Below are 24,390 nucleotides of genomic sequence, written 5' to 3' on the forward strand. Positions count from 1 at the left end.
AGCCTGATGAATGCTTTTCGTAGGTTGACGGTGAAAATGAGTATATGGTCTGAGGGTGTGAGTGGCAGATGGCCGCAAGCTCAGCCCAGTTTCCACTGTGCGAAGTTTAAGTTACAATAATTTAAAAAACATATTAAAGAACATGAAGAAAATAGCCATATGCTTTACCCATAATGGGGAGGCAATCATTGAAAAAATAAATAAGCTGAGCCTTGAAAGGGGGATTTCCGGGATAGAAGCATACATATCCATGGAAACGGATACGATAAGGGAAGGCTTTATAAAGATAACAGGAAGCCTTTCTGAGTGGACAGAGTCAGTATTTAAGTCCGGGAATGCACTTATATTTGTGGGAGCTGTGGGAATTGCCGTAAGAGCAATAGCGGGCCTTCCAAAGGACAAGCTTAGCGACTGTCCCGTCATTGTGATAGATGACAGTGGGAGCTTTGTGATTCCGATTCTCTCGGGACATGCAGGAGGCGCAAATAAGCTGGCTGCAGTTCTTTCAGAGCTTATAGGAGCTGTACCTGTAATTACCACATCTACGGATATAAACGATACTTTTTCAGTGGATACCTTTGCTAAGGAACACAGGCTTAACATAAATAACAGGGACGGGATAAAAAAGGTTTCCGCAAAGGCGATTGAAGATAAGAAGGTCACCCTATCCATAAAGGATTTTCCTCCAAAGGAAAAGGTTGATGTGATAGTTTCGGATGAGACGGACAATGAGTATTCAATTTTGCTAAAACCAAAAAAATATACTGTCGGTCTTGGCATGAGACGTAATAAGGATATTTTGGAGGTGGAGGAGTTTTTCCTTAAAACACTGAAAGAAAGCGATATAAAGGTGAGTGATGTATATGCCCTTTGTACGATCGATTTAAAGGAGGATGAGCCTGCAATCCTTTCTCTTCGGGATAAATACAGGATACCGGTTCTGTCCTTTGATAAAGATATTTTGAGAAGGGCAGCAGGCGAGTTTGAAGCTTCTGCATTTGTTGAAAAAACCGTCGGAGTCGATAACGTGTGCGAAAGGGCTGCAATTATCGGAGCAGGACCGGGAGCGGAGCTTGTTGTAAAAAAGAAGGCAGAAGACGGAATGACGATTGCCGTAGCAAGGAGAGTTTTATGGGAAAGATATTTGTAGTCGGAATTGGCCCCGGAGATGGGAAAATGATGACAATTATGGCGCGTGATGCCCTTGAATGCAGTGACATAATTGTGGGATATAAAGCATACACGGAGCTTGTAAAAGGGGATTATCCGGATAAGGCTTTCTATGAAAACGGAATGCGCGGAGAAATAGAAAGATGCGAGAAGTGCGTGGAATTTGCAAATGAGGGTAAAGTGGTTTCTCTTATCTGCAGCGGTGATGCGGGGGTATACGGAATGGCTTCGCCTTTATTTGAGGTTGCGGAAAAAGCGGGCTTTACCGATATAGAGGTTGTGCCCGGAGTAACTGCTGCACTAAGCGGGGGAGCTTTTCTTGGCGCACCCTTAAGTCATGATTTTTGCGTGATCAGCTTAAGCGATCTTCTGACTCCCTGGGAAATAATTGAAAACAGGTTAAGGTGTGCCGCTTTAGGGGATTTTTGCATTGCGATTTATAATCCGGCAAGTAAAAAGAGAGCAGACTATCTGCAAAAAGCCTGTGAAATACTTATGGAAAAGCTATCACCCGATACACCCTGCGGATATGTCAGAAACATAGGCAGAGAAGGCTATAGTAAAAAGGTATGCACGTTAGAGGAGCTTTATAGGGAACAGGTAGATATGTTTGTCACTGTTTTCATCGGCAATTCAAGAACACGTATAATTGAAGGAAAGCTGGTAACACCCAGAGGATATAAGCTATGAAGAGTATAGTTATTTTTTCCGGAACGACAGAAGGAAGAGTGCTGTCGGATTTTCTGGCAAAGGATGAAATTTTCCACACGGTCTGTGTTGCGAGCGATTACGGAAAAGAGATGATGGAAGAAAATCCCTATGCCCTGATACACGTTGGGCGGATGGATGCAGGGGAAATGTCTGATTTTTTATCAGATAAAGAAGATAACGGACTTGTGATCATTGATGCTACACATCCCTATGCGACAGAAGTTACCTCAAATATTAAAAAGGCAGCTTCAAAGCTAAGTGCAGAGTATATCAGGGTTTGCAGGGAAAAGGACACTGATTTTTCAGAGGACTTTTGTAAATATAAGACAATAGAGGAATGTGCGGGAGTACTTGATAAAACGGAGGGTAATGTCCTGCTGACCACCGGAAGTAAGGAATTGCAAAAATATTGTAGCGGTGTTTCAGAGGAGGTTAGGAAAAGAACATATGTAAGAGTCCTTCCCTCTGCAGAAAGTCTTAAAATCTGTGAAAAAGAAGGAATTGAGCCGGATCACATAATAGCCATGCACGGACCCTTTGGCAGGGAATTAAATGCTGCACTTATAAAGCAGTATGGCATTAAACATCTTATAACAAAGGAAAGCGGGGCAGCAGGTGGTTTTTACGAAAAAAAGGCTGCAGCAAAAGAGACAGGAGTAATGCTTCATGTTATCGAAAGGCCTTCCGGGGATAACGGGATAAGCGTAGAGGAAGCCTACTGTCTTGTGACTGGGAAGAAATCTTTTGATATTCAGGATTCATTACAGATTAAAGAAGTCTCAATAAGCGGTGATGAGAAAGATACTAAGCAAATAATATATCTCATCGGTATGGGAATGGGGACCAAGGATTCAATGACACTTGAAGCTTTGAATGCCCTTGAAAGCTCTGATGCTGTGTTTGGTGCTAAAAGGCTTGTGGGTAATCTTTCCTGTAAGAATAAGTATGAAATGTACCTCTCTGATGAAATAATTCCCGTCCTGCAGAAAGAAAAAATAAATAGAGCGGCTATTGTTTTTTCCGGTGATTTGGGCTTTTACAGCGGGGCAAAGAAGATGACTTTGGCACTTAAAAATTGGAGAAGTGACATAGACGTGCGGGTAATTCCGGGGATTTCTTCTTTTTCATATCTTGCAGCAAGACTTGGAGAGAGCTATGACGATGCCTGTTTTTATAGTATTCACGGGAAAAAGCAAAACGAGAATATGCAGCGTCTTACAGACAGGGTAAAGCATGAGAAAAAGACTTTTGTGCTTTTGTCAGGGGCAGGGGATATTTCTGAAATTGCAAAAAGACTTCTTGATATGGGAATAGACGGAAGGTTTGTAGTAGGAGAAAATCTTTCCTATGAAAATGAGAGGATTACGGAGCTTTCTTTTAATGAGGCTCTGTCTTTCAAAGGAAACGGGATAGTCTGTGCTTTTATATATAATGACACCCCCAAAAAAAGACAGGTTTTGCGGATAAAGAGAGATGCTGATTTTATAAGGGGAGATGTCCCTATGACCAAGGAATGCATAAGGCATGAGAGTATCATACGGCTTGGTCTGTGCGAGGGAGATGTTTTTTATGATATAGGAGGAGGAACAGGTTCTGTAGCTATAGAGGCAGCTTCTCTTTCAGATACACTTAAGGTCTTTACAATTGAAAAAAAGAGTGAGGCCGCAGAGCTGATACGAGAGAATATAAGTAAAGCCGGACTTTTTAATGTGACGGTTATAGAGGACGAAGCAGAAAAGGCACTATGTGATATGCCAAGGCCTGACTGTGTCTTTATAGGCGGAAGTGGCGGAAAGCTTTCCGAAATCGTAGACATTCTCCACTCAAAGGGGGATGGGATACGATTTGTTGTTAATGCTGTAAGTCTTGAAACTATAGATGAGATAAGAGAAATAATCCGAAAATACGAGGCTGATGAAGAAGCGATAATGCTTTCTGTAAGTGATGTAAGAAAGGTGGGATCGCATCACATGCTTGCCGGACAAAATCCCATCTGGATTTTTTCTTTTACAGTTTGATATTGGAAAAGTGTTATGAATAGTATTTCGGCAAAAAGAATTATGATAGCTGCGCCGGGGAGCGGAAGCGGAAAGACTCTCATCACATGTGCTCTTTTAGAGGCCCTTTCTAAAAGAGGGCTTAATCCCGTTTCCTTTAAATGCGGGCCCGATTATATAGATCCCATGTTTCATAATAAGATACTGGGAATTGAAAGCAGAAACCTTGATACCTTCTTTTCGGGAACTTCGGGGGTAGAGAGAATTGTTGCAGAAAAAGGTGACAGGTATGCTGTCATTGAGGGCGTCATGGGACTATATGACGGTCTCTCCACCGATGGGGTCGAAGGCTCTGCCTACGAGGTTGCAGCAGCGCTTAGTGCGCCCATAATACTTGTTGTGGATGCCTCCGGAGTCGGAAGAACCATAATTTCACTTATAAAGGGGATGCTTCTTGATGATGATAAAAAGCTTATAAAGGGGATTATCCTTAATAAGATAAGCGAGGGATTTTATAAAAACCTAAAACCCGTCATGGAAGCTGAGCTTTATAAAATGAGACAGGATGTGAGAGTTCTCGGATTTTTTCCAAAGAACGCTTCCGTGAAAATAGAGAGCAGACATCTGGGGTTAAAGCTCCCCGGGGAAATAGATGACATAAAAAGGATGATCACTCTTGCTGCTGATATGCTGGAAAAGAGCGTAAACCTGGAAGAGGTCATTTCCATTATGGAGAGTGCGGGGGCAGCTCCGGGAGAAGAGGGGACGGATCTTAAAGAACCTGCCTCCGGGGACTTTAAAAAGGAAGAAGCTGATGACAAGCTTACCCTGGCAGTTGCTTATGATGATGCTTTCTGCTTTTACTACCGCGAGAATCTTGAGCTGTTTGAAAAAATGGGGGTAAAACTCCGTTATTTTTCACCGCTTAGAGATGAGAAACTTCCTGAAGGATGTGACGGGATTTTGCTTGGAGGAGGGTATCCTGAAAACTATCTTAAGGAGTTATCCGAAAATAAACCAATGCTCGCATCGATAAAGTGGGCTTTGGATAAGGGAATTCCAAGTCTTGCCGAATGCGGCGGCTTTATGTACCTTCATAGGGAAATACGTGATACGGAGGGAAAAAGCTACAAGATGGTAGGTGCTGTGGATGGTGAATGTTTTTACACAGGGCATCTCGTCAGATTCGGATACATGAAAATTGAAGATATAAATTCATCAGCTGCAGAGACTGAAAATGACAATGACGGCAATAATAAGTCACTGCGGGCATCTCTTGTCGGAATGAAAGGACATGAGTTTCATTATTACGACAGTACGGCAAACGGCGACTCATACGTCGCAAAAAAGCCCTATAAGGATGTGAGGTGGGATTGTATGACCGTGAAAAATAATGGATTTTGGGGATTTCCGCACTTTTACTACAATTCAAATATCGAATTTATAGAGAATTTCATAGACAGAATGAAAGAAGTAGCCAAGGTATAAGAGGATGGGAAAAGATGGAGAACTCAAGTAGATTTTTTGCTAATAAAGAATGTGAATATTATCCCTGCCATAAGTGTGATACGGATATTAACTGTCTGTTTTGCTACTGCCCTTTATACAATCATGATTGCCCCGGGGATTATAAAATAGTGGATAAGGGCGACAGAAAAATAAAAAGCTGTCTGAACTGTACCTTTCCCCATGAGCCTGACAATTACGATCTTGTAATAGCGATACTGAAGGAGTATAGATAATAAACATTTCGCTATTTTACTTACGCCCAGCCCCAAGGTGTCCGTTTGGAAATGTTTGTTTTCGTCTACGGTGTGATTTTCTTCGTTCTGAAAATCATCATCCTCGTCCGAGAACTACACATTTCCCAATGGACACTTTGGGGCTGGGCTGTCTATGAATAGGTCAGTAAACACTTTTATTGTACTAGATTATCTCTTACTCCAGGTTCTGGGGGAGAAGAGTATCAGCATGGGAAGAAGTTCAAGTCTTCCTGCCAGCATATCAAACATAAGAACAATCTTCGACAGATCGGAGTAGGCTCCGAAGTTGCCTGTGGGACCAACCATTCCAAGACCGGGACCTATATTGTTCAGAGTTGCGGCAACTGCCGTGAAATTGGTCTCATAGTCAAATTCATCTATGGAAATCAGAAGTATTGAGAAGATGAAAATGACAACGTACATACCAAGGTAGGCAGATACTGATTTTACTACAGTTGAATCTATCGGATGCTCATCCATGTAAACCTTTTTTACTGACTTAGGGTGAACGATGTAGATAAGTTCGTTTTTCATTGCTTTAATAAGTATCAGCAATCTTGAAAGCTTAAATCCACCACCTGTAGAACCGGCACAGGCTCCAAGCAGCATTAACAATGCAAGCAGGGTTTTACACAGCTGCGGCCAAGTATTGAAGTCAAGTGTGGCAAAACCTGTTGTGGTCATTATTGAGGCAACTGTAAAAAGTGAGTGATGGAAGGACTCAAAAGCAGTTTTTGTTATACCCTGGTTGTGAATCATCAGGGCAATCAGGGTTGCGGACCCAAACATGAGTACAAGGTAGAGCTTTACTTCATCATTCTTAATTGCTTCCTTGGGACGCATGGTTATCAGGTAGTAGTACACACTGAAGTTAATGCCGCAGAGGATCATGAAAATGGTTATGACAATCTGTGACGGAATGGAAAAATCATTTATTCCGGCATTTGTAATACCAAATCCACCGGTTCCCACGGTTGCGAAGGTTGTTGTAAGAGCCTCATACAGATTCATGCCTGTAATAAGCAAAAGAATGGACTCAATTACGGTAATTCCGATATATATAAGATAGAGAATCTTAGCTGTATCACGAACCCTCGGAACAAATTTTCCGACGGAGGGACCGGGGGACTCCGCACGCATAAGGTGCATACTGTAGCCTCCGGACATGGGCATGATCGCAAGGATGAACACCAACACTCCCATTCCGCCTATCCAGTGGGTAAAGGTACGCCAAAACTGTACGCTGTAGTACATTTCCACACTTGAAAGGATTGTTGAACCTGTTGTTGTAAGTCCCGAAATTGTCTCAAACAGAGCATCCACATAACTTGTTGTGACGCCTGTCATAACAAAGGGGAGGGCACCTACCATACTTATGAGTATCCAGGTAAGCGCGGTGGTCACGAAGCCTTCTCTGGCGTATATGGCAACGTTTTCGGGCTTAAAATGTGCGCCGAGAGAACCTATGAGAAGGCAGCCCGCAATCACGATAATAAACATCTGTGCACAGTAAAATTCTTTATATATAAGTGCTACTATAAGCGGCAGCAACATAAGAAGACCTGTTATCTGAAGTACACGTGATAACAGAAATCGTATCATTTTATAGTTCATTTTGAATCTCCCAAAAGAATTTTTTTAAGCAAGTATATCCGAAATATCAAGAAGGCCCAGTTGGCTGGTAATTATTACGACAGTATCACCGGCCTCAATCATGCTCTGACCTGAAGGAGAGATGATCTCACCCTTACGGTTGATAAGAGCTACCAGGATTCCCTTTTTCAGATGCATCTCGGAGAGAGGCTTGCCTATAACAGGAGCATTCTCTGTTACGAAGAACTCAAGAGCCTCAACTCTTCCGTCATTCATCTTGTACAGTGCTTCAATGCTGTTGCTTCCGAGGGAATTGGTCATTCCGCGGACATACTGTACGATACGCTGAGCGGTTATGTTTTTGGGATAGATTACACTTCCTATCTGAAGTGAACCGATTATTTCATTGTAGTTTACTCTGTGGACCTTGGTAATGAGCTTGGCCTTGGGGTTAACGCTCTTTACATACATGGAGAGCATGATGTTCTCCTCATCAAGGTTCGTCATGGCAACGAAGGATTCGGTTCCCACAAGTCCTTCCTCCATCAGAGCATCCTTGTCTGTTCCGTCGGCGTTGATGATAAGTGCCTGAGGAACAAGGTCTGAAAGCTTTTTACAGCGATCGAGATCTTTATCAAATATTTTTACATCGATTCCAAAGGAAATGAGCTGCTGGGCAAGATAATAAGAAGTAGCACCGCCTCCGATTATCATGCAGGAATGAACTCTTGCTGTGGGAAGACCTATCTTCCTGAAAAATTCAGCTATACTTCTGGAAGCACCCACAATTGTCAGTTCGTCATTTTCTCTTAGAACGAAATCACCGTTTGGAATGAAAACCTCATCTGCTCTGGATACTACTGCAATAAGAACCTTGCTTCGAATCTCCTGCTGGATTGTCTTAAGAGATTTATCGCAGATTCTGGATTTTTCTGTCACGGTCATGTGAACTATCTCGGCACGACCCCTTGCAAAGGTCTCGATTTTTGTTGCCGCAGGGAATTTTAAAAGCCTTGCGGCTTCTGCAGCTGAAAGCTCTTCGGGGTTTACAACAAGTGAGAGACCAAGTTCTTCTTTGATGAAACTGATTTCTCTTTTGTAGATAGGATTTTTTACACGTGCAATTGTGCTGCAGTGACCTGCTTTTCTTGCTATAAGGCAGCAGAGAAGATTTAATTCATCGTTACCCGTAACAGCAATCATGAGGTCGGCATATTCGATTCCTGCATCTTTCATTACAAGGTAACTTGCACCATTTCCTACAATTCCCATTACATCAAAATTATTAACAAGACTTTGTATTACGTCTCTTTTTTCCTCAATAACAGTGACATCGTGTCCTTCGCCACTTAATTGCTCTGTAAGTGCTGCACCGACGTTTCCGCAGCCTACTATGATAATTTGCATAAAAGCCTCCTGGTTAATAAGTCATGACTCCTCGGGCACATTTCTGATTTTTTGCACGCAAGAAGTCATATCATTATACCACAATCTTTAGAAACGGTACGTTTTGTGAATAAATTAGGTAATAAAGGATTAAGGCTTTTTTAAGAAAGATTTATATGCGATTCATTGTATTTTGATGCAATGATAACTATACTTTCCTTAGATTGAGGGGATTTGTCTATTAAAATGCTTATGGGTCAGATGAAGGAGCTATATTTAATGAAGGATTTTCTCTATCGATTGTTTCAGGGACGATACGGTGCATACGGAACTGACAGACTGACGAGGTGTTGTCTTGCGATTGCAGTGATTCTGCTTTTTCTGTCGTTTTTTACCCCTCTTGGATTTCTGTACTATATCGCTGTGGCTTTGCTGGCATACAGCTATTTCCGACTTTTTTCCAAGAATATACCGTCCAGATATCGTGAGAATGAGTTCTTTGTTAAGCATACCGACAAGTTTTTAGATTTTTTCAGAAATTTTGGGAATAGCTGGACGCAAAATAAATCTTATCATATATATAAATGTCCTAATTGCAGTCAGAAGATAAGGATTCCTCGTGGAAAGGGCAGGATAGAGATAAGGTGTCCGAAGTGCGGTAACAGATTTATGAAAAAGTCCTGACCTTGATTTTGCCAAGAGGACTGCATGCTGAAGTATTTAGTTGTTTATGCAAGTGAAACGGGAAATACCAAGAAAATAGCTGATGAGATTTTCTATGCCCTTCCGTCTGATTCAAAAGAGGAAATCAATGTAAGGAGCTGGAACGGCAGACATGATGCCGAAACGTATTTTATAGGCTATTGGGCAAACCGCGGGACCTGTTCCCTTGAGGTGATCGATCTTATAATGTCACTTCATGGGAAAAATGTGGCGTTTTTTGGAACCTGCGGAATGGGAAATGATACAGAGTACTACAGACAGATGGAAAACATCGGTCTGGTGTGGCTTGCGAATGACAACACTTACCTTGGGGGCTACTTTTGTCAGGGCAGTATGCCTCCAATGATCAAGGAGAGATACGAGGAAAAGCGAGGCCGTATCGATGATGATACTATCGACAGGATGATAGCTATCTTTGATGAGGGACAAAAGCATCCGGACAGACAGGACCTTCTTAAAGCAAATGTATTTGCCGATACGGCGATTCGAAAGATACCCAATAACGATAGTTATACGAGACTTAGAGATATAATATGATGATATGGTCATAATGCGATTATGCTTGAATAAATCGCATTGTGGCCTTTTTATAGCCGTAAAATAAGAGGAGGGGGCGGTTTTGTTTATAAAAATTTTAAAAAAATATTAGTCTTTTGGCGGCAGAGCTTGAAATAATATATGCTAAAATACCTCTGACAGGTGAAATAATTTTTCATTGTTTTCTTGGAGGGTAAAAAATGAAGAGAAGATTATGGCAAAGAATATTATCATTGGCACTATTATTTGCAATGGCTATTATACTGGTGAATCCGGTAACTGCACAGGCTAAGACAAAAAAACTAAAGCTTCCTTATGCCCTGTTTAATGTTCCGCAGGAATCTTATATTGAATCGAAAGCAGTAACTATAAATAAGGCAGGAAATTATAAGGTTGAATTAGCAAGAAGCGGAGGTAATTATAGCGGTTTTATAAAATTTGTTGTACCTAAAACCAAGAAATATACATTTACATTTAGTAATCTGAGAGCAAAAGGAAAGTCATCGTGTTTAGCTTCAGTGGATTTTAGCTATCCTACCGGGACAGAAGATCAAATATCTCAACTTGATGGCAATTCAAAAGGAGGATATCACAATTCATATCCTTTCGCCTATAAAATACCGGGTAAAAAGGGTAGATACAATGTAGCTAAGCGAGCAGTATATTATCAGTTAACAGAAGGCCAGGTTGTGTATATAAATATTATGAACAGCTACTATAGTACAAAAGGAAAGAAATTAACATTTAATCTTCAGATTAAATAATCAAAACGGACCGCTTATTTTGGAGAGAAAAGGTAAAAAGAAGGACAATGATCCTTAAAAAAATAAACAGGATTAACCGACAAAAATGTTGGTCAATCCTGTTTATTCTTTATGCTGAAATAACGGAGTAGATCTGGCATCTTAACAGATATAAAAGAAGCAGGTGTATGGGGTAGAACGCATAAAACCAGAAGCGCACCTGTCTTGGAAGCTTTCCGCGCTCGCCGTTATAGAAAAAGGCTATCAGGGTAAAGGCAGGAAGACTCCAGGCTTCTGAAGACATGTTCATAAGAAACATGTATCCCGCAATGCATGCAAATATCCGGTTATTTCGGAAAACATAAAATATGGTGATAAGTATAACGCCCCAGAATCTGTAGTCAGTCTGAAGAAGCTGTGCCAAAAGTCCCCCTGCAATAACCGGAGCAAAGTAAAGGATAAGGTACAGGGGATTATCCGGTGATTTTCCGATAGGTGAGAGCGGATTGTCGACAAACAGGTTATCCTCAACGTATTTCATGGTCCATATTACAAGGAGCCCGATCAGGAGAGTGAAGTACACATTACATTTTTCCATTACTGACTCTGAGTTCTGAATAAGAACCTGTGGGATGTCAGAGGAAAAAACATCTGTCTTAAGCCTGAAAGCAAGATCAAAGCAGGGCTCAGAAAAGATACCGAAGATACCGAGCTTTATGGCATATTTCGGAACGCTTCTGGTGTGGATTAGGCCTTCAACTATGAAAAAACAGTATATGGGGAAGGCCCACCTTCCTACGTGGCGAAACCACTCGTAAAAAGCTGAAGCTTTATCAAAATCCATTCCGGGCGGATAATAACCATAGCTAAAGAAATATCGCAGAATTCCTGCTCCGATGTGATCTATAAGCATCGTGAAAAGAGCAAAGAATTTCAGATTGTCTCCATTAAGGACCTGAAGGTTTAATATGAAATCAGGTATTTTTTTATTCTTATTTTCCATAAAAGATATTGTTACTTTCTGTATTTTTATGGAAATCATTATAACCCTTTAATTGAGCGGATGTCATCCATATATGGTTAAACATTAAACCTGATTCACCCTAAAATGATAACAATGAAAACGGTACAAAAATAAATATTTTCCTTTTAATTATTGGGGATATGTGTGATAATGCAAACTGGTTAAACGCTTTATTTAATTTTGAAACAACTGGAGGTAAAAACATGCCGGCATGGTTATCTGATGCAGTATTTTATGAGATTTATCCACAATCCTTCAATGACACAAACGGTGACGGAATCGGAGATATTGAGGGAATAATTGAAAAGCTTGATTACGTAAAGGAACTTGGCTGCAATGCAATATGGCTGAATCCTGTTTTTGATTCTCCTTTTAAGGATGCGGGATATGATGTCCGTGACTATAAGAAGGTTGCTGAGAGATATGGGACCAATGAGGACCTTGTTAGACTTTTTGATGAGGCTCATAAAAAGGGAATAAAGATACTTCTTGATCTTGTTCCGGGACATACTTCCGAGGAACATGAGTGGTTTAAAAAGAGCTGTGAACCCGAAAAGAATGAGTTTTCAGACAGATATATCTGGACAGACAGTGCTTTTTGCGGAATAGCGGGACATCCCTATATCGGTGGAGAAGCAGAGCGTGAGGGCTGCTATATGCTGAACTTTTTCAAATGCCAGCCGGCTCTTAATTACGGAGTACTTAATAAGACAGAGAAATGGCAGCTTACACCGGATCATCCCTCATGTATAGCTACAAGGGAAGCGCTTAAGGACATAATGCGTTTCTGGCTCGATAAGGGGTGTGACGGTTTCAGGGTAGATATGGCAGATTCTCTTGTAAAAGAGGATGATGACGTAAAGAGTGCCACAGGTGCAGTGTGGACAAATATAAGGGAGATGATGGATAAGGATTATCCGGATGCCGCACTTGTTTCTGAGTGGTGCAATCCGCAGTGTGCTTTAAAATACGGATTTCATGCGGATTTCTATCTTGACCATCACGGAAACGGCTACAATGTGCTTGTCAGGGACTGTGAAACCGAGGGAGGAGATCACAGCTACTTCAAAAAGGATGGAGGAGACGGTCCGCAGCGATTTCTTGCGGATTATCTGCCAAGATATGAGGGTTCGAAGGAATACGGCTATATAAGCTTTATAACCTGCAATCATGATACGCCGAGAGTTACCAAAGCTCTGGACATTCCGGAAATAAAGCTTGCATATGCATTTTTCTTTACGATGCCCGGTGTGCCTTTTCTTTACTACGGTGATGAGATCGGCATGAAATATCTTTCCGATGTAAGAACAAAGGAGGGCGGGTTCCAAAGAACAGGTTCACGTTCGCCCATGCAGTGGGATAAAAATGAAAAGAATTTCGGATTTTCCGATGCTGCACCTGATATGCTTTACATTCCCGAGGATTCCTCCGAGGATGCTCCAAGCGTAAGTGAGGCAGAGAAGGATCCGGACTCTATTATTCACACGGTAAGAGGGCTTATCAGTCTTCGCCATGAGAGGAAGGACCTTCAGGCAGATGCCGGTTTTGAAGTTGTATATGTGGCAGAAGGTGAAAGGATTCTTGTATACAGACGAGGAAATCTTCTTCTTGCGGTAAATCCCGGAAGTGATAAAGCAGTTGTAAAAAAGGATGCATTTAAAAATGCCCCGGAGATTTTGGGAAATCTTATTTATAAAATAGGAACTGCTGATTGCTTAGAGGATGAAATTGTCCTTGGACCTCAGTCCTTTGGTGTTTGGGAATAAAAAAAGAATATATTGCTTTCTGATATTAAAAAGCGCCCGTTGCAGCAAATGCAGCCGGGCGCCGATTTATTGCGGATAAACATTTAATCAAATCTTGCAATGGACAGGAAAAGCGCAACAAGAATAAGCAGTACAAGTATTACGAAGATAATTTCTATTATCTTTCCAAATAGACTGAACTGCTTGAAATCGCCGCTAAAAAACAGGAACCTGACAAGGACGAGTAAAAAGATCAGTTCCGATATTATAATTATGGCATCAAATATTATTGACATCAGGGCTATGGAAGCCATTACAGGAACGGTTATCATGCAAAAATCCTTTTTTTCTTTATGCTTATATTTTTATTTTGCAAAAAACAATAAACCATCTGTTTCACAAGTTCTTTGTGAGCATTTCTTCTCATAATTATTCTAACACCAAAGCATAGTAAAAAAGAATGTGTAAATCCCATTTTTAAGCCATTTTTAATACCTGCTTAATAGAATTATCATTGTTATTATGATACGATTAATTCGTATTATCATAAAGGTATTGTGGTGAATTATTGTAATTGTGTTGCAAATATTTGGAGAAGCGACATGAAAAAGAGAAAACTCACGCTCACAATGCAGCTTGTCATAGTAGTTTCTGCTATCTTGCTTATCGGCAACGTGCTGATGGGCTTAATTTTGATGAATCAATCCCGAAGTTCAATTAAAACAATAATAAATGCCAGGATGCTGGATATAGCAAATACTGCTGCAGCTATGCTTGATGGGGATATTATGGAGAATATTTCTCCAGAGGATGAGGGGACTGAAGAATATGAATCCCAGATGAATAATCTTAAAGCTTTTCAGGATGCCATAGAACTCAAGTATATCTATTGCATTAATGATGAGGGAAATAAGCATTTTACTTTTTCCATAGATCCCACGGTTCTTGATCCGGCACCCTTTGGCGCTGATGTCGTTTATACGGATGCACTATATAAAGCAAGTCTCGGTACACCTGCCGTTGACGAGCAGCCATATGAAGATGAATGGGGATCTTTTTACAGTGCCTACAGCCCGGTATTTAATTCGAAAGGGGAGGTTGCAACTATTGTTGCGGTGGACTTTTCAACGGAATGGTATGAGGCTCAGATAAAGAAGTTTATAAGGACAATTCTCATAAATCTGTTTTTTACAATAGGTCTTGGAATAATAGTGGTTTCAGTAGTAATGAGCGGAGTCAGGAATCATTTCCGTGAGATAAATGAAGAAGTTATAGAGCTTACAAAGGATATAGATGATATAACAAGGGAGCTTGAATCCAACGCCAACACCGATAGCAGCCTGATTAAAAGAAAAAAGAAAGCAGATGTTTCGGTACAGAAAAAATCTTTCCTGGCTACGGAGGATGCAATAGACGATATTCAGGAAATAGGAGAAAAGGTTCATTCTGTCCATGAGATTTTGCGGGAGTATCTGGATCATTCACAAAGGCGTGCCAACAGTATGATCACTGCGCTTGCAGCTGATTACAGAAGCGTATATTACGTTAATCTTGACAGGGATACCGGTGTCTGCTACAGGGCACATTCAAAGCTTGAAGATGGACTTGCTGAGGGAGAAAAATTCATATTCAGCGAAACATTTTCCAGTTATGCCCATGAATATGTTGAGGGAAAATACAGAGAGGGATTTCTTGAGTTTATTAATCCTGATTCAATAAGGAAGAGACTTGAAACAGAAGCACTTATTGCTTACAGATATCTGGTTTCCAGAGATGACAAGGAATCCTATGAGATGCTTAGGATTGCGGGGGTAAGAAGGGCAGAGGACAGAGATGACCATATAGTACATTCGATTGGTGTGGGCTTTACTGATGTTGACAATGAGATGAGACAATCACTTGAACAGAGTCAGGCGCTCAGCGATGCGCTGACTGTTGCGGAGGAAGCAAGTAAGGCCAAAACTGTTTTCCTTTCAAACATGAGTCATGAGATCAGAACACCCATGAATGCAATTATAGGACTGGACAGGATTGCCCTAAGTGATACGGGGATTTCGGACAGAACAAGAGAATATCTTGAGCAGATCGGAAGCTCTGCCGGACATCTTTTAAAGATAATCAATGACATACTTGATATGTCCAGAATTGAGTCCGGAAGGATGGTAATTAAAAATGAGGAGTTTTCATTTACAAAGCTTATTGAGCAAGTAAATACAATTATTGGCAGTCAGTGCAGTGATAAGGGGCTCTACTATAATTGTGAGATAAAGGGTGATATTGATAATTATTATATCGGCGATGACATGAAGCTAAAGCAGGTACTTATCAACATTTTGGGAAATTCCGTAAAGTTCACCGGGCAGGGCGGAAATGTTATGCTAAAGGTTGAGCGAACCGCACGCTTTGACGGGAAGTCCACGCTTACTTTTACTATGCAGGATGATGGTGTGGGCATGGATAAAGAATTTATTCCCAAGATTTTTGATGCCTTCAGTCAGGAGGATTCTTCAAGTACTAATAAGTATGGCAGCACCGGTCTCGGAATGGCTATAACCAAGAGTATCGTTGAGATGATGAACGGAAGAATCGAGGTGTCCAGTGAAAAGGGCAAAGGGACCAAATTTATGGTCTCCGTTACTCTGATGGATTCCGAAAGGAAGGATAATGATGATGAAATAGATGATATCAATCCTCACGAGACGACAGTTCTTATCATTGACGATGACCCAATAGCCTGTGAGCATGCAAAGGTTGAACTTGAAAAGATTGGTATAGTTGCGGAAAGTGCCGCATCCGGAGCCGAAGCTGTGGAGATGGTCAAACTCCATCATGCAAGGAGAGAACCGTACAGCCTTATACTTGTTGATCTGAAAATGCCCGAGATGGATGGCATAGAAACAACGCGCAGGATGCGTGAAATAATCGGTGATGACTCAGCTATAATCATTCTGACTTCGCAGCAGTGGGATGATGTGCTTGATGAGGCAATAAATGCAGGAGTTGACAGTTTTGTGTCAAAACCTCTTAATACGTCCTTTGTTTTGGAACAGTTTAAGGAAGCACTTATACAGAAGAACATCAGAAACTCGGCAAAAACAAGCAAGGCAGTACTTGAAGGAAGGCGGGTACTTCTGGCAGAAGATATCAAGGTAAATGCCAAGATTATGATGAAGGTGCTTAGTATGAGGAGTATTGAAGCGGATCATGCGGAAAACGGAAAAATAGCCGTTGAGCTTTTTGAATCGCATCCTGAGTGGTACTATGATGCAATTCTCATGGATATGCGAATGCCGGAAATGGACGGACTTGAGGCTACCAAGGCTATCAGAGCTCTGGATAGGAAAGATGCGAAGAAAATTCCGATTATTGCGCTGACAGCAAATGCCTTTGATGAAGATGTTCAGAGGAGCCTTCAGGCAGGGCTTAATGCGCATTTAAGTAAGCCTGTTGAACCTGATATCGTATATGAGACACTTAAGAGTCTTATCAGAGATGATGACAGATAGTAAGGATGTTTTGAAAAGTTAAACTGTTGAATGCAGATAGAATATGGTATAATCAAAGTTCCGGCCATGCTGCCGGAACTTTTTATGTATATTAAGGGGAATTAGTTATGGGTGAACGTGAATCATTGGGCAGCAGAATGGGATTTATTCTGCTATCTGCAGGCTGTGCTATCGGAATTGGAAATGTGTGGAGATTTCCGTATATGGTTGGAGAATACGGAGGCGGACTTTTTGTAATCGCTTATATTATTTTCCTGCTGGTTCTGGGAGTTCCGATACTTACGATGGAATATGCTATAGGAAGATCGAGTAGACTAAGTATTTATCTTGCATATAAAAAGCTTGAGCCAAAAGGGACCAAATGGCATATAACCGGTATTTTTGCAATTATAGGCAATTACCTTCTGCTTATGTTTTATTCGGTTGTTTCCGGATGGATTTTGAGGTATTTTGTTTTTTCACTTCTGGGATACTTTGAAGGACAGTCGCCGGAGGCAATAGATACTCTTTATAGGGAAATGATGACAAGTCCGTCGACGCTTATCATTTTTATGGTTATTACCATGCTGATAACCGTGGTTGTCGCATCCATGGGACTTCAGGACGGTGTTGAAAAAATTACGAAGATCATGATGGTCATGCTGATAGTTATCATGATGTTTTTGGGAATAAGGTCACTTACTCTTCCGGGTGCACATGAAGGCGTAAAATTTTATCTCATGCCAAATGTGGAAAATGTAAAAAAAGCAGGTCTCGGGAATGTGCTTTACGGTGCACTGAATCAGAGCTTTTTTACACTAAGCCTCGGAATAGGCGGAATGGAGATATTCGGAAGCTATATAAAAAAAGACAGGAGTCTGGTCGGAGAAGCACTTATAGTTGCAGGGCTTGATACATTTGTTGCGATAGTAGCGGGACTTATAACAATACCTGCCTGCTTTGCCTACGGTGTTTCACCGGACAGCGGACCGAGCCTTATTTTCCTTACTCTTCCAAACGTGTTTGCGTCCATGAGGGGTGGCAGAATTATAGGAAGCCTGTTCTTCCTTTTTATGTATTTTGCGGCACTTTCGACAATGATCGGTGTGTTTGAAAATGATGTCAGCTTTTTGATCGATCTTTTTGCTGTTAAGAGAAAGCATGCGGCTATGATAGCGGGAATAGTGATAACACTTGGCTCTGTACCCTGTGCGCTTGGTTTTAACGTACTCAGCTTTATTCAGCCGTTAAAAGCTGGCAATACCATAATGGATCTTGAGGATTTTATTGTAAGCAACCTTCTTTTGCCTATAGGATCTTTAATCTGCTGTCTCTTTTGTGTGACAAAGTACGGATGGGGATTTGACAATTACCTTGAGGAAGTTAATGGCGGGATGGGACTAAAACTAAGTAGAAAGCTGCGATTATACTTTAAAACAGTGCTTCCCGCAGTTTTGCTGTTCTTGTCTGTTTATGGCCTGATCAGCTATTTTAAATGATTTTTGTCACAGTTAAAGATATGTGGCAACAACAAATAAATATATTTGGTAAAAAAGACATATTGAAATTATGTCGCATTTAGGTTAAAGTAATTTTGCTGTACGACTGGCGGATAAGTGGGTAACCACGAGGGAGTATGGCTGAACTACTCTGCTATGATGATTATTTTATTCGGAGTAATGAATTGAATTGTCGACCGCCTGGGCAGCCGTTTTTGAGAATGGTATGCTCAGGCGGTTTTTTTATCTTATTTGGATAAATACAAGCGATGCGGACTCACAAAGTAAAGCCCATGGCGGCAATTAGTGAAACCTTAAGCTGTAAAGACGAAAGGAGAAATCATGGTAGATTTAAAGAAAGAGCTTAGTTCAAATGCGTATCCGGGACGCGGAATAGTGATCGGAACAAGTGCAGACGGAAAGTATGCTGTAACAGCTTACTTTATCATGGGAAGAAGCGAGAATAGCAGAAACCGCGTTTTCGTAACAGAAGGCGAAGGAATCCGTACAGAAGCATTCGATCCTGCAAAGCTTGAGGATCCCAGTCTTATTATCTATGCACCTGTACGTGTAAGAGGCAATCATACAATCGTTACAAACGGTGACCAGACAGATACTATCTATGAACTCATGGAAGCAGGTCAGTCCTTCGAGGAGTCACTTAGAACAAGAGAATTTGAGCCTGATGCTCCTAACTTTACACCCAGAATTTCAGGACTTATGAATATTGATGACGGAAAATATGACATTTCCATGTCTATTCTTAAGAGCGATCACAATGATCCTTCAACATGTCTGCGTTTTACATATACATATGAAAAGCCCAAGGCAGGCAAAGGTTATTTCATCCACACATATATGGGTGACGGCAACCCGCTTCCGAGCTACGAAGGCGAACCTACAGAGGTTGAGATTTCCGGTGATATCGACACTTTCACAAACATGATCTGGGAAAACTTAAATGCAGACAATAAGGTATCCCTTTTCACACGTTTCATCGATATCGAGACAGGAAAATACGAGACACGTATCGTAAACAAGAATGTGAAATAAATCAGATATGATCATAAGGAGAGAAAAATGAAAGAATTAGCACTTAAATACGGATGTAACCCTAATCAGAAGCCTTCAAGAGTTTTCATGGAGGATGGCTCTGATCTTCCTATCGAAGTACTTAACGGAAAGCCCGGATACATCAATCTTCTTGATGCATTTAATGGCTGGCAGCTTGTATCGGAGCTTAAAGCAGCAACAGGTATGCCGGCAGCAACATCATTTAAGCATGTTTCACCCGCAGGTGCAGCAATAGGTCTTCCGCTTACAGATATTGAGAAGAAGATTTACTGGGTTGAGGATCTTGGTGATCTTTCACCTATGGCAAGTGCTTATGCACGTGCAAGAGGTGCTGACAGAATGTCATCATTTGGAGATTTTATCTCACTTTCAGACACCTGTGATGAGGATACCGCACGTCTTATTAAGAGAGAGGTTTCAGACGGTATCATTGCTCCGGGTTATACTGATGAGGCTCTTGAGATCCTTAAAGCAAAGAAAAACGGCAACTATGCTGTTATCAAGATTGATCCTTCCTATAAGCCTGCAGCGCTTGAGAAAAAGCAGGTATTCGGCATTACCTTTGAACAGGGTCACAATGATATTGTTATTGATGACAAGATGCTTGAAAACATTGTTACAGATAACAAGGATCTTCCCGATGCTGCAAAGAAGGACCTTCTTATTTCACTTATTACTTTAAAATATACACAGTCAAATTCTGTATGCTATGTTAAGGGCGGACAGGCTATCGGTATCGGTGCAGGCCAGCAGTCAAGAATCCACTGCACAAGACTTGCCGGATCAAAGGCTGATAACTGGTTCCTCAGACAGTCACCTCAGGTATTGGAGCTTCCTTTTCTTGAAAATATTCGTCGTGCAGACAGAGATAATGCTATCGATCTGTACATCGGTGTTGATTACATGGATGTCCTTGCGGATGGCAAGTGGCAGAACCTGTTTAAGGTAAAGCCTGAAGTGTTCACCGAAGCAGATAAGAGAGCGTGGCTTGATAAGAACACAGATGTTGCGCTTGGTTCTGATGCGTTCTTCCCCTTCGGAGATAACATTGAAAGAGCTGCCAAGAGTGGTGTAAAATATGTAGCACAGCCCGGTGGTTCTGTAAGAGACGACAACGTAATACAGGCAGCTAATGATCACAACATGGTTATGGCATTTACGGGCATGAGATTTTTCCATCATTAATTGGCTGTAAAAGGGTTATTATGCGGCTGATTATTGCTGGATAATCAGCCGCGTTTGCTATATTTTCATAAGGAATCGTGAACGGTTACGCAGCGTGGCAAACTTTTTTAAAGGAGTGTGTTATGCTGCGTTTTATATTTGGTGCATCGGGATCGGGCAAAAGTTTTCATATCAGGCAGGAGATAATTGAGAGAAGTATCAGAGAGCCGGAGAGGAATTTTCTTATAGTTGTACCGGATCAGTTTACGATGCAGACGCAGCTGGATATAGTAAAACAGCATCCGAGACATGGCATCATGAATATTGATGTTATCAGTTTTTCAAGACTTTCTCATCGAATTTTCGAAGAGGTTGGAACAGAGCATGATAAAGTCCTGGATGATATGGGAAAAAGCCTTGTTCTTCGCCATGTAGCGGAGGGGCTAAAGGATAAGCTTCCGGTTATAGGCGGCAGTATGCATAAAATGGGCTATATAGATGAGGTTAAGTCCACTATTTCCGAATTTATGCAGTACAGCATTGAACCGGAGATGCTTGATGAAATAATAAGTGCCTGCGAAAACAAGGGGGCTCTTAAGGCAAAGCTCCTTGACCTGCAGCTTCTTTATTCTGAATTTAAAAAATATATTAAAGGAAACTACATTGCACAGGAGGAACTGTTGGACGTTCTGTGCAGAGCTATTCCTTTGTCAAAACTGATTTCCGACAGTGTTATAGCTTTTGACGGATTTACCGGGTTTACTCCGGTACAGTACAAGGTTATAGCCAAACTTTTGCAGTATTCATCGGAAGTCATCTTTTCCTGTACCATAGGGCAGGAAGACAATCCATTTATTTATGATAAAAACGCAGAGCAGGATCTGTTTTTACTTACTAAAAAGACGGTACATGATTTATTGCGCCTTGAATATGAGAATGAGAAATATGAAGATCCCGCTGCTGTTCCCGATTTTGACAGATGGGCAGATTACTATAGTACAAAGAATGCGATTTTTCTTAAAAACGGAGAATATACAAGACATGCATTAAATCCCGAACTGGCTTTTTTGGAACAGCATCTTTTCAGATATGGGAATGAAAAGTATGAATTGTCCAAAAAGGTTGATGAGGATAATAAAGAGGATGGTTATTCTGTGGAAAAGGGTGTGCCCGGAGAGTGTATTCGAATTCTTGAGGCTGATACTGTGGGGGAGGAAGTGCAGCTTGCATTTTCCAAAATAAAAAGCATCATACGCAGCTGTGAAGGCATGCATTACAGGGATTTTGCAATTGTATGCGGAAGTCTTGAAAGATATGAGGTGACGGTGGCTTCTGAGGCATTAAAATACGATATTCCCGTTTATATTGATCAGACCGGAAATATTAAACTGAATCCTCTGATTGAGGCCATAAGAAGCGCATTATTAACGGTTTCATCACGTTACAGCTATGAATCTGTTTTTCATTATTTGAGAAGTGGACTTTCTCCGCTTTCTGCAGAGGAAACCGACAAACTGGAGAATTATGTACGAGCTCTTGGCATTCGAGGCAAGAAGGGGTGGGAGAACGGTTTTACAAAGATTCCCGCAAAAATCCTGAGGAAACCCAAAGTGTCCGATTTAAAGGACAGCGAAAATGATATATTTGAGGAGCTGAAAAAACAGTACCTCGATGAGATAAATGAATTAAGACAAAGGACAGTAGATTCTCTTACACCTCTGTTTAATGCGGAGGGCGGAACCGTTCTTGACTATTCAAAGGCTCTTTACGACTTCCTTATAGGGATTAACGCTGCAGAGAAGGTAAGTGAGTACGAGACTCTCTTCGTAAATGAGAAGGATGCGATCAGGTCAAAGGAATATGATGTGATTTATCGCAGGGTTATGGCACTTCTGGAACAGGTGACCGCACTCATGGGCGATGAGAAGCTAACCTTTAAGGAATATGCTGATATCCTTGACGTGGGCTTTGGAGATATCGAGATAGGAACCATACCGCAGAGTGTTGACAGGATAGTTGTCGGCGATATTGAGAGAACAAGACTTAAGGAAGTTAAGGTTCTTTTCTTCCTTGGAGTAAACGATGATCTTATTCCTAAATCAGCAGGTACGGGTGGCATCATTTCAGATATAGAGAGGCAGTTTCTCTCAGATTCTCAGATTGATATAGAACTTGCGCCTACCCCCAGAGAGCAGATGTATATACAGAGATTATATCTCTACATGAATCTGACGAAGCCCTCAGACAGACTTTATCTGTCGTATTCTCATATTGATAATGATGGTAAGAGCATACGCCCGGCATATCTGATAGGAAAAGTGAAATCATTGTTCCCGAATGCACATACAGAGAGGTTTGACAGAAGTACCTGCAGTAACATAATCCAGACTAAGAATAACGGAATAGACTATGTTGCATCTCATATTCAGGATTATTCGAGAGGCTATATGACAGGCAGCAAGGAGGATGCGTTTCTTGCGCTGTATCATTCACTTAGCAGGTGCGGGTCTGATGATGACAGGGACAGACTGACTGCGATGATAGATGCAGCAGGCTTTGGATATGAGCACAAGGCTCTGTCCGAGAGTATAGCAGCACTTCTCTACAGCAATTATCTGAGGAATTCCGTTTCCAGACTGGAGAAGTTTGCTGAGTGCTCTTATGCGCATTTTTTGCAACACGGACTAGGGCTTGATGAGAGAGAAGAGTTTTCCTTTGATACATCGGATCTTGGTACTGTTTTTCATGGCGCCCTTGAGACATTTTCAAGAAAACTGGAAGAAGAGAACCTCACCTGGAATGATTTTGATAAAGAACAGGGTGAGAGATTACTTGATAAAGCATTAAAGGAATATACAGCCGATTATAACGGTAATATTCTAGAGAGCAGTAAGCGCAATGAATACCTGATGCAGAGGATCAGGAGGATACTGCTCAGAAGTATCGATACCTTACAGTATCAGCTAAAGAAAGGATCTTTTGTGCCAAAAAGTATGGAAACGTCCTTTGACGAAGCAGGTGAGATCGATGCCATAAACATCAATCTGACAGAGGATGAGAGAGGAAGAATCCTTCAAAGAATGAGGCTTACGGGACGCATTGACAGGATTGATACCTTTGAGGATGCGGATCATGTATATATTAAGGTGATAGATTTTAAATCAGGTAAAAAGGAATTTGATCTTTGCGCATTATACTACGGATTACAACTTCAGCTTGTTATGTATATGAATGTGGCGAGAGGCATGGCTGAGGCAAAGAACAGAGGAAAAGAGATTGTTCCCGCCGCGATTTTATACTATCACTTAAGTGACCCGGTTCTTGAGGGAGATGACATTTCACAGGATAGTACGAGTGATGATATTAATGCGAAAGTCCGTAAACAGCTGCGCATGAAAGGTCTTGTTCAAAAGAGCAGAGAAGTTGTGAAGCTGCTTGACAGAGAGGCAGGGGAGATATCTGATGTAATTCCCGTTAAGTTCAAAAAGGACGGCGATTTTGCGAAGTTAGGCTCCAATGTAATGACGGCGGATGACTTTGAAGAAGTATCCGGGTATGTTACGAATCTTATAAAGGAAAGCGGCAGAAAAATAATGAAGGGTGATATTGAAGTCAATCCTTATGTATTGAAGACTAAAAATGCCTGCGGATACTGCAGGTTCAGGTCTATATGCGGCTTTGATGAGTCTGTTCCCGGTTATTGTACAAGGGACCTTCCCGCAAAGAAGGATGAGGAGATACTGGATCTGATAAGGGACAGCAACAGATGAGGTGAA

General features: G+C 41.3%; 18 protein-coding genes and 1 riboswitch. Of the genes, 14 read left to right on the forward strand and 4 right to left on the reverse strand.

Going from position 1 to position 24,390, the window contains the following annotated elements; genetic code table 11:
• Positions 1-142 precede the first annotated feature (142 nt).
• Genes BV60_RS0106245 through BV60_RS0106265 form a run of 5 tightly spaced genes read left to right on the forward strand, consistent with a single transcriptional unit; the run spans position 143 to position 5,620 of the window.
• Positions 143-1,150, forward strand: coding sequence for a cobalt-precorrin 5A hydrolase (locus BV60_RS0106245; protein WP_029320294.1), 1,008 nt, complete (start codon positions 143-145; stop codon positions 1,148-1,150).
• On the forward strand, positions 1,132-1,860 hold the full coding sequence (cobJ, locus tag BV60_RS0106250; RefSeq protein WP_029320295.1) for a precorrin-3B C(17)-methyltransferase: 729 nt from the start codon (positions 1,132-1,134) through the stop codon (positions 1,858-1,860). The genes BV60_RS0106245 and cobJ overlap by 19 nt, the downstream gene beginning before the upstream one ends.
• Entirely contained in the window at positions 1,857-3,899 is a 2,043-nt protein-coding gene (locus BV60_RS0106255; protein ID WP_029320296.1) for a bifunctional cobalt-precorrin-7 (C(5))-methyltransferase/cobalt-precorrin-6B (C(15))-methyltransferase, read from the forward strand. Before cobJ ends, BV60_RS0106255 begins: the two co-directional genes overlap by 4 nt.
• A 15-nt stretch (positions 3,900-3,914) precedes the next feature.
• Positions 3,915-5,366: a cobyrinate a,c-diamide synthase gene (locus BV60_RS0106260; protein WP_029320297.1), complete on the forward strand. Its 1,452-nt coding sequence runs from the start codon at positions 3,915-3,917 to the stop codon at positions 5,364-5,366.
• Positions 5,367-5,380: 14 nt separating this feature from the next.
• Complete coding sequence (locus BV60_RS0106265; protein WP_029320298.1) at positions 5,381-5,620, forward strand: cysteine-rich small domain-containing protein; 240 nt, start codon at positions 5,381-5,383, stop codon at positions 5,618-5,620.
• A 189-nt stretch (positions 5,621-5,809) separates the two neighbouring features.
• Here BV60_RS0106265 and BV60_RS0106270 read toward each other — a convergent pair whose 3' ends face one another.
• Both BV60_RS0106270 and trkA read right to left on the reverse strand, forming a co-directional pair.
• Positions 5,810-7,255, reverse strand: a complete 1,446-nt coding sequence (locus tag BV60_RS0106270; RefSeq protein WP_029320299.1) for a TrkH family potassium uptake protein — start codon at positions 7,253-7,255, stop codon at positions 5,810-5,812.
• Positions 7,256-7,279: 24 nt separating this feature from the next.
• Positions 7,280-8,641, reverse strand: a complete 1,362-nt coding sequence (trkA, locus tag BV60_RS0106275) for a Trk system potassium transporter TrkA (RefSeq protein ID WP_029320300.1) — start codon at positions 8,639-8,641, stop codon at positions 7,280-7,282.
• Positions 8,642-8,854: 213 nt separating this feature from the next.
• Between trkA and BV60_RS0106280 the strand changes: the two genes are divergently transcribed.
• The 3 genes from BV60_RS0106280 to BV60_RS0106290 all read left to right on the forward strand — a co-directional run bounded on the left by BV60_RS0106280 (position 8,855) and on the right by BV60_RS0106290 (position 10,644).
• On the forward strand, positions 8,855-9,304 hold the full coding sequence (locus BV60_RS0106280; protein WP_330376208.1) for a hypothetical protein: 450 nt from the start codon (positions 8,855-8,857) through the stop codon (positions 9,302-9,304).
• Between the two features lie 24 nt (positions 9,305-9,328).
• On the forward strand, positions 9,329-9,880 hold the full coding sequence (locus tag BV60_RS0106285) for a flavodoxin family protein (RefSeq protein WP_051656549.1): 552 nt from the start codon (positions 9,329-9,331) through the stop codon (positions 9,878-9,880).
• A gap of 200 nt (positions 9,881-10,080) precedes the next feature.
• Entirely contained in the window at positions 10,081-10,644 is a 564-nt protein-coding gene (locus tag BV60_RS0106290) for a hypothetical protein (protein ID WP_029320305.1), read from the forward strand.
• A 109-nt stretch (positions 10,645-10,753) separates the two neighbouring features.
• On the opposite strand, the gene BV60_RS0106295 is transcribed toward BV60_RS0106290, so the two are convergent.
• A complete protein-coding gene (locus BV60_RS0106295) occupies positions 10,754-11,626 on the reverse strand; it encodes a TraX family protein (protein ID WP_197029532.1) in 873 nt (290 codons plus the stop codon).
• 224 nt (positions 11,627-11,850) lie between these two features.
• Here BV60_RS0106295 and BV60_RS0106300 point away from each other — a divergent pair, with 224 nt between their 5' ends.
• Positions 11,851-13,413, forward strand: coding sequence for an alpha-amylase family glycosyl hydrolase (locus BV60_RS0106300; RefSeq protein WP_029320308.1), 1,563 nt, complete (start codon positions 11,851-11,853; stop codon positions 13,411-13,413).
• Positions 13,414-13,496: 83 nt separating this feature from the next.
• Here the strand turns inward: BV60_RS0106300 and BV60_RS0106305 are convergent, their stop codons facing one another.
• A complete protein-coding gene (locus BV60_RS0106305) occupies positions 13,497-13,724 on the reverse strand; it encodes a hypothetical protein (RefSeq protein ID WP_029320309.1) in 228 nt (75 codons plus the stop codon).
• Between the two features lie 270 nt (positions 13,725-13,994).
• Here BV60_RS0106305 and BV60_RS21745 point away from each other — a divergent pair, with 270 nt between their 5' ends.
• From BV60_RS21745 to BV60_RS0106335, 5 genes are all read left to right on the forward strand, one after another.
• Positions 13,995-16,898 carry a hybrid sensor histidine kinase/response regulator gene (locus BV60_RS21745; RefSeq protein ID WP_051656550.1) on the forward strand — a complete coding sequence of 968 codons (2,904 nt, stop codon included), beginning with the start codon at positions 13,995-13,997 and terminating at the stop codon, positions 16,896-16,898.
• 107 nt (positions 16,899-17,005) lie between these two features.
• The gene (locus BV60_RS0106320; RefSeq protein ID WP_029320311.1) at positions 17,006-18,376 is read left to right on the forward strand and encodes a sodium-dependent transporter; all 1,371 of its coding nucleotides are present in this window, start codon (positions 17,006-17,008) and stop codon (positions 18,374-18,376) included.
• Between the two features lie 92 nt (positions 18,377-18,468).
• A riboswitch (ZMP/ZTP riboswitch) is annotated at positions 18,469-18,590 on the forward strand.
• 128 nt (positions 18,591-18,718) lie between these two features.
• Complete coding sequence (locus BV60_RS0106325; protein WP_029320313.1) at positions 18,719-19,429, forward strand: IMP cyclohydrolase; 711 nt, start codon at positions 18,719-18,721, stop codon at positions 19,427-19,429.
• A 27-nt stretch (positions 19,430-19,456) separates the two neighbouring features.
• The gene (locus BV60_RS0106330; protein ID WP_029320314.1) at positions 19,457-20,635 is read left to right on the forward strand and encodes a phosphoribosylaminoimidazolecarboxamide formyltransferase; all 1,179 of its coding nucleotides are present in this window, start codon (positions 19,457-19,459) and stop codon (positions 20,633-20,635) included.
• 122 nt (positions 20,636-20,757) lie between these two features.
• The gene (locus BV60_RS0106335; protein ID WP_029320315.1) at positions 20,758-24,384 is read left to right on the forward strand and encodes a PD-(D/E)XK nuclease family protein; all 3,627 of its coding nucleotides are present in this window, start codon (positions 20,758-20,760) and stop codon (positions 24,382-24,384) included.
• The last annotated feature ends 6 nt before the right edge of the window (positions 24,385-24,390 follow it).

Origin of the sequence: Butyrivibrio sp. AE3004, assembly GCF_000703165.1 — a bacterium.
In the GTDB taxonomy this organism is placed as follows: Bacteria; Bacillota; Clostridia; order Lachnospirales; family Lachnospiraceae; genus Butyrivibrio.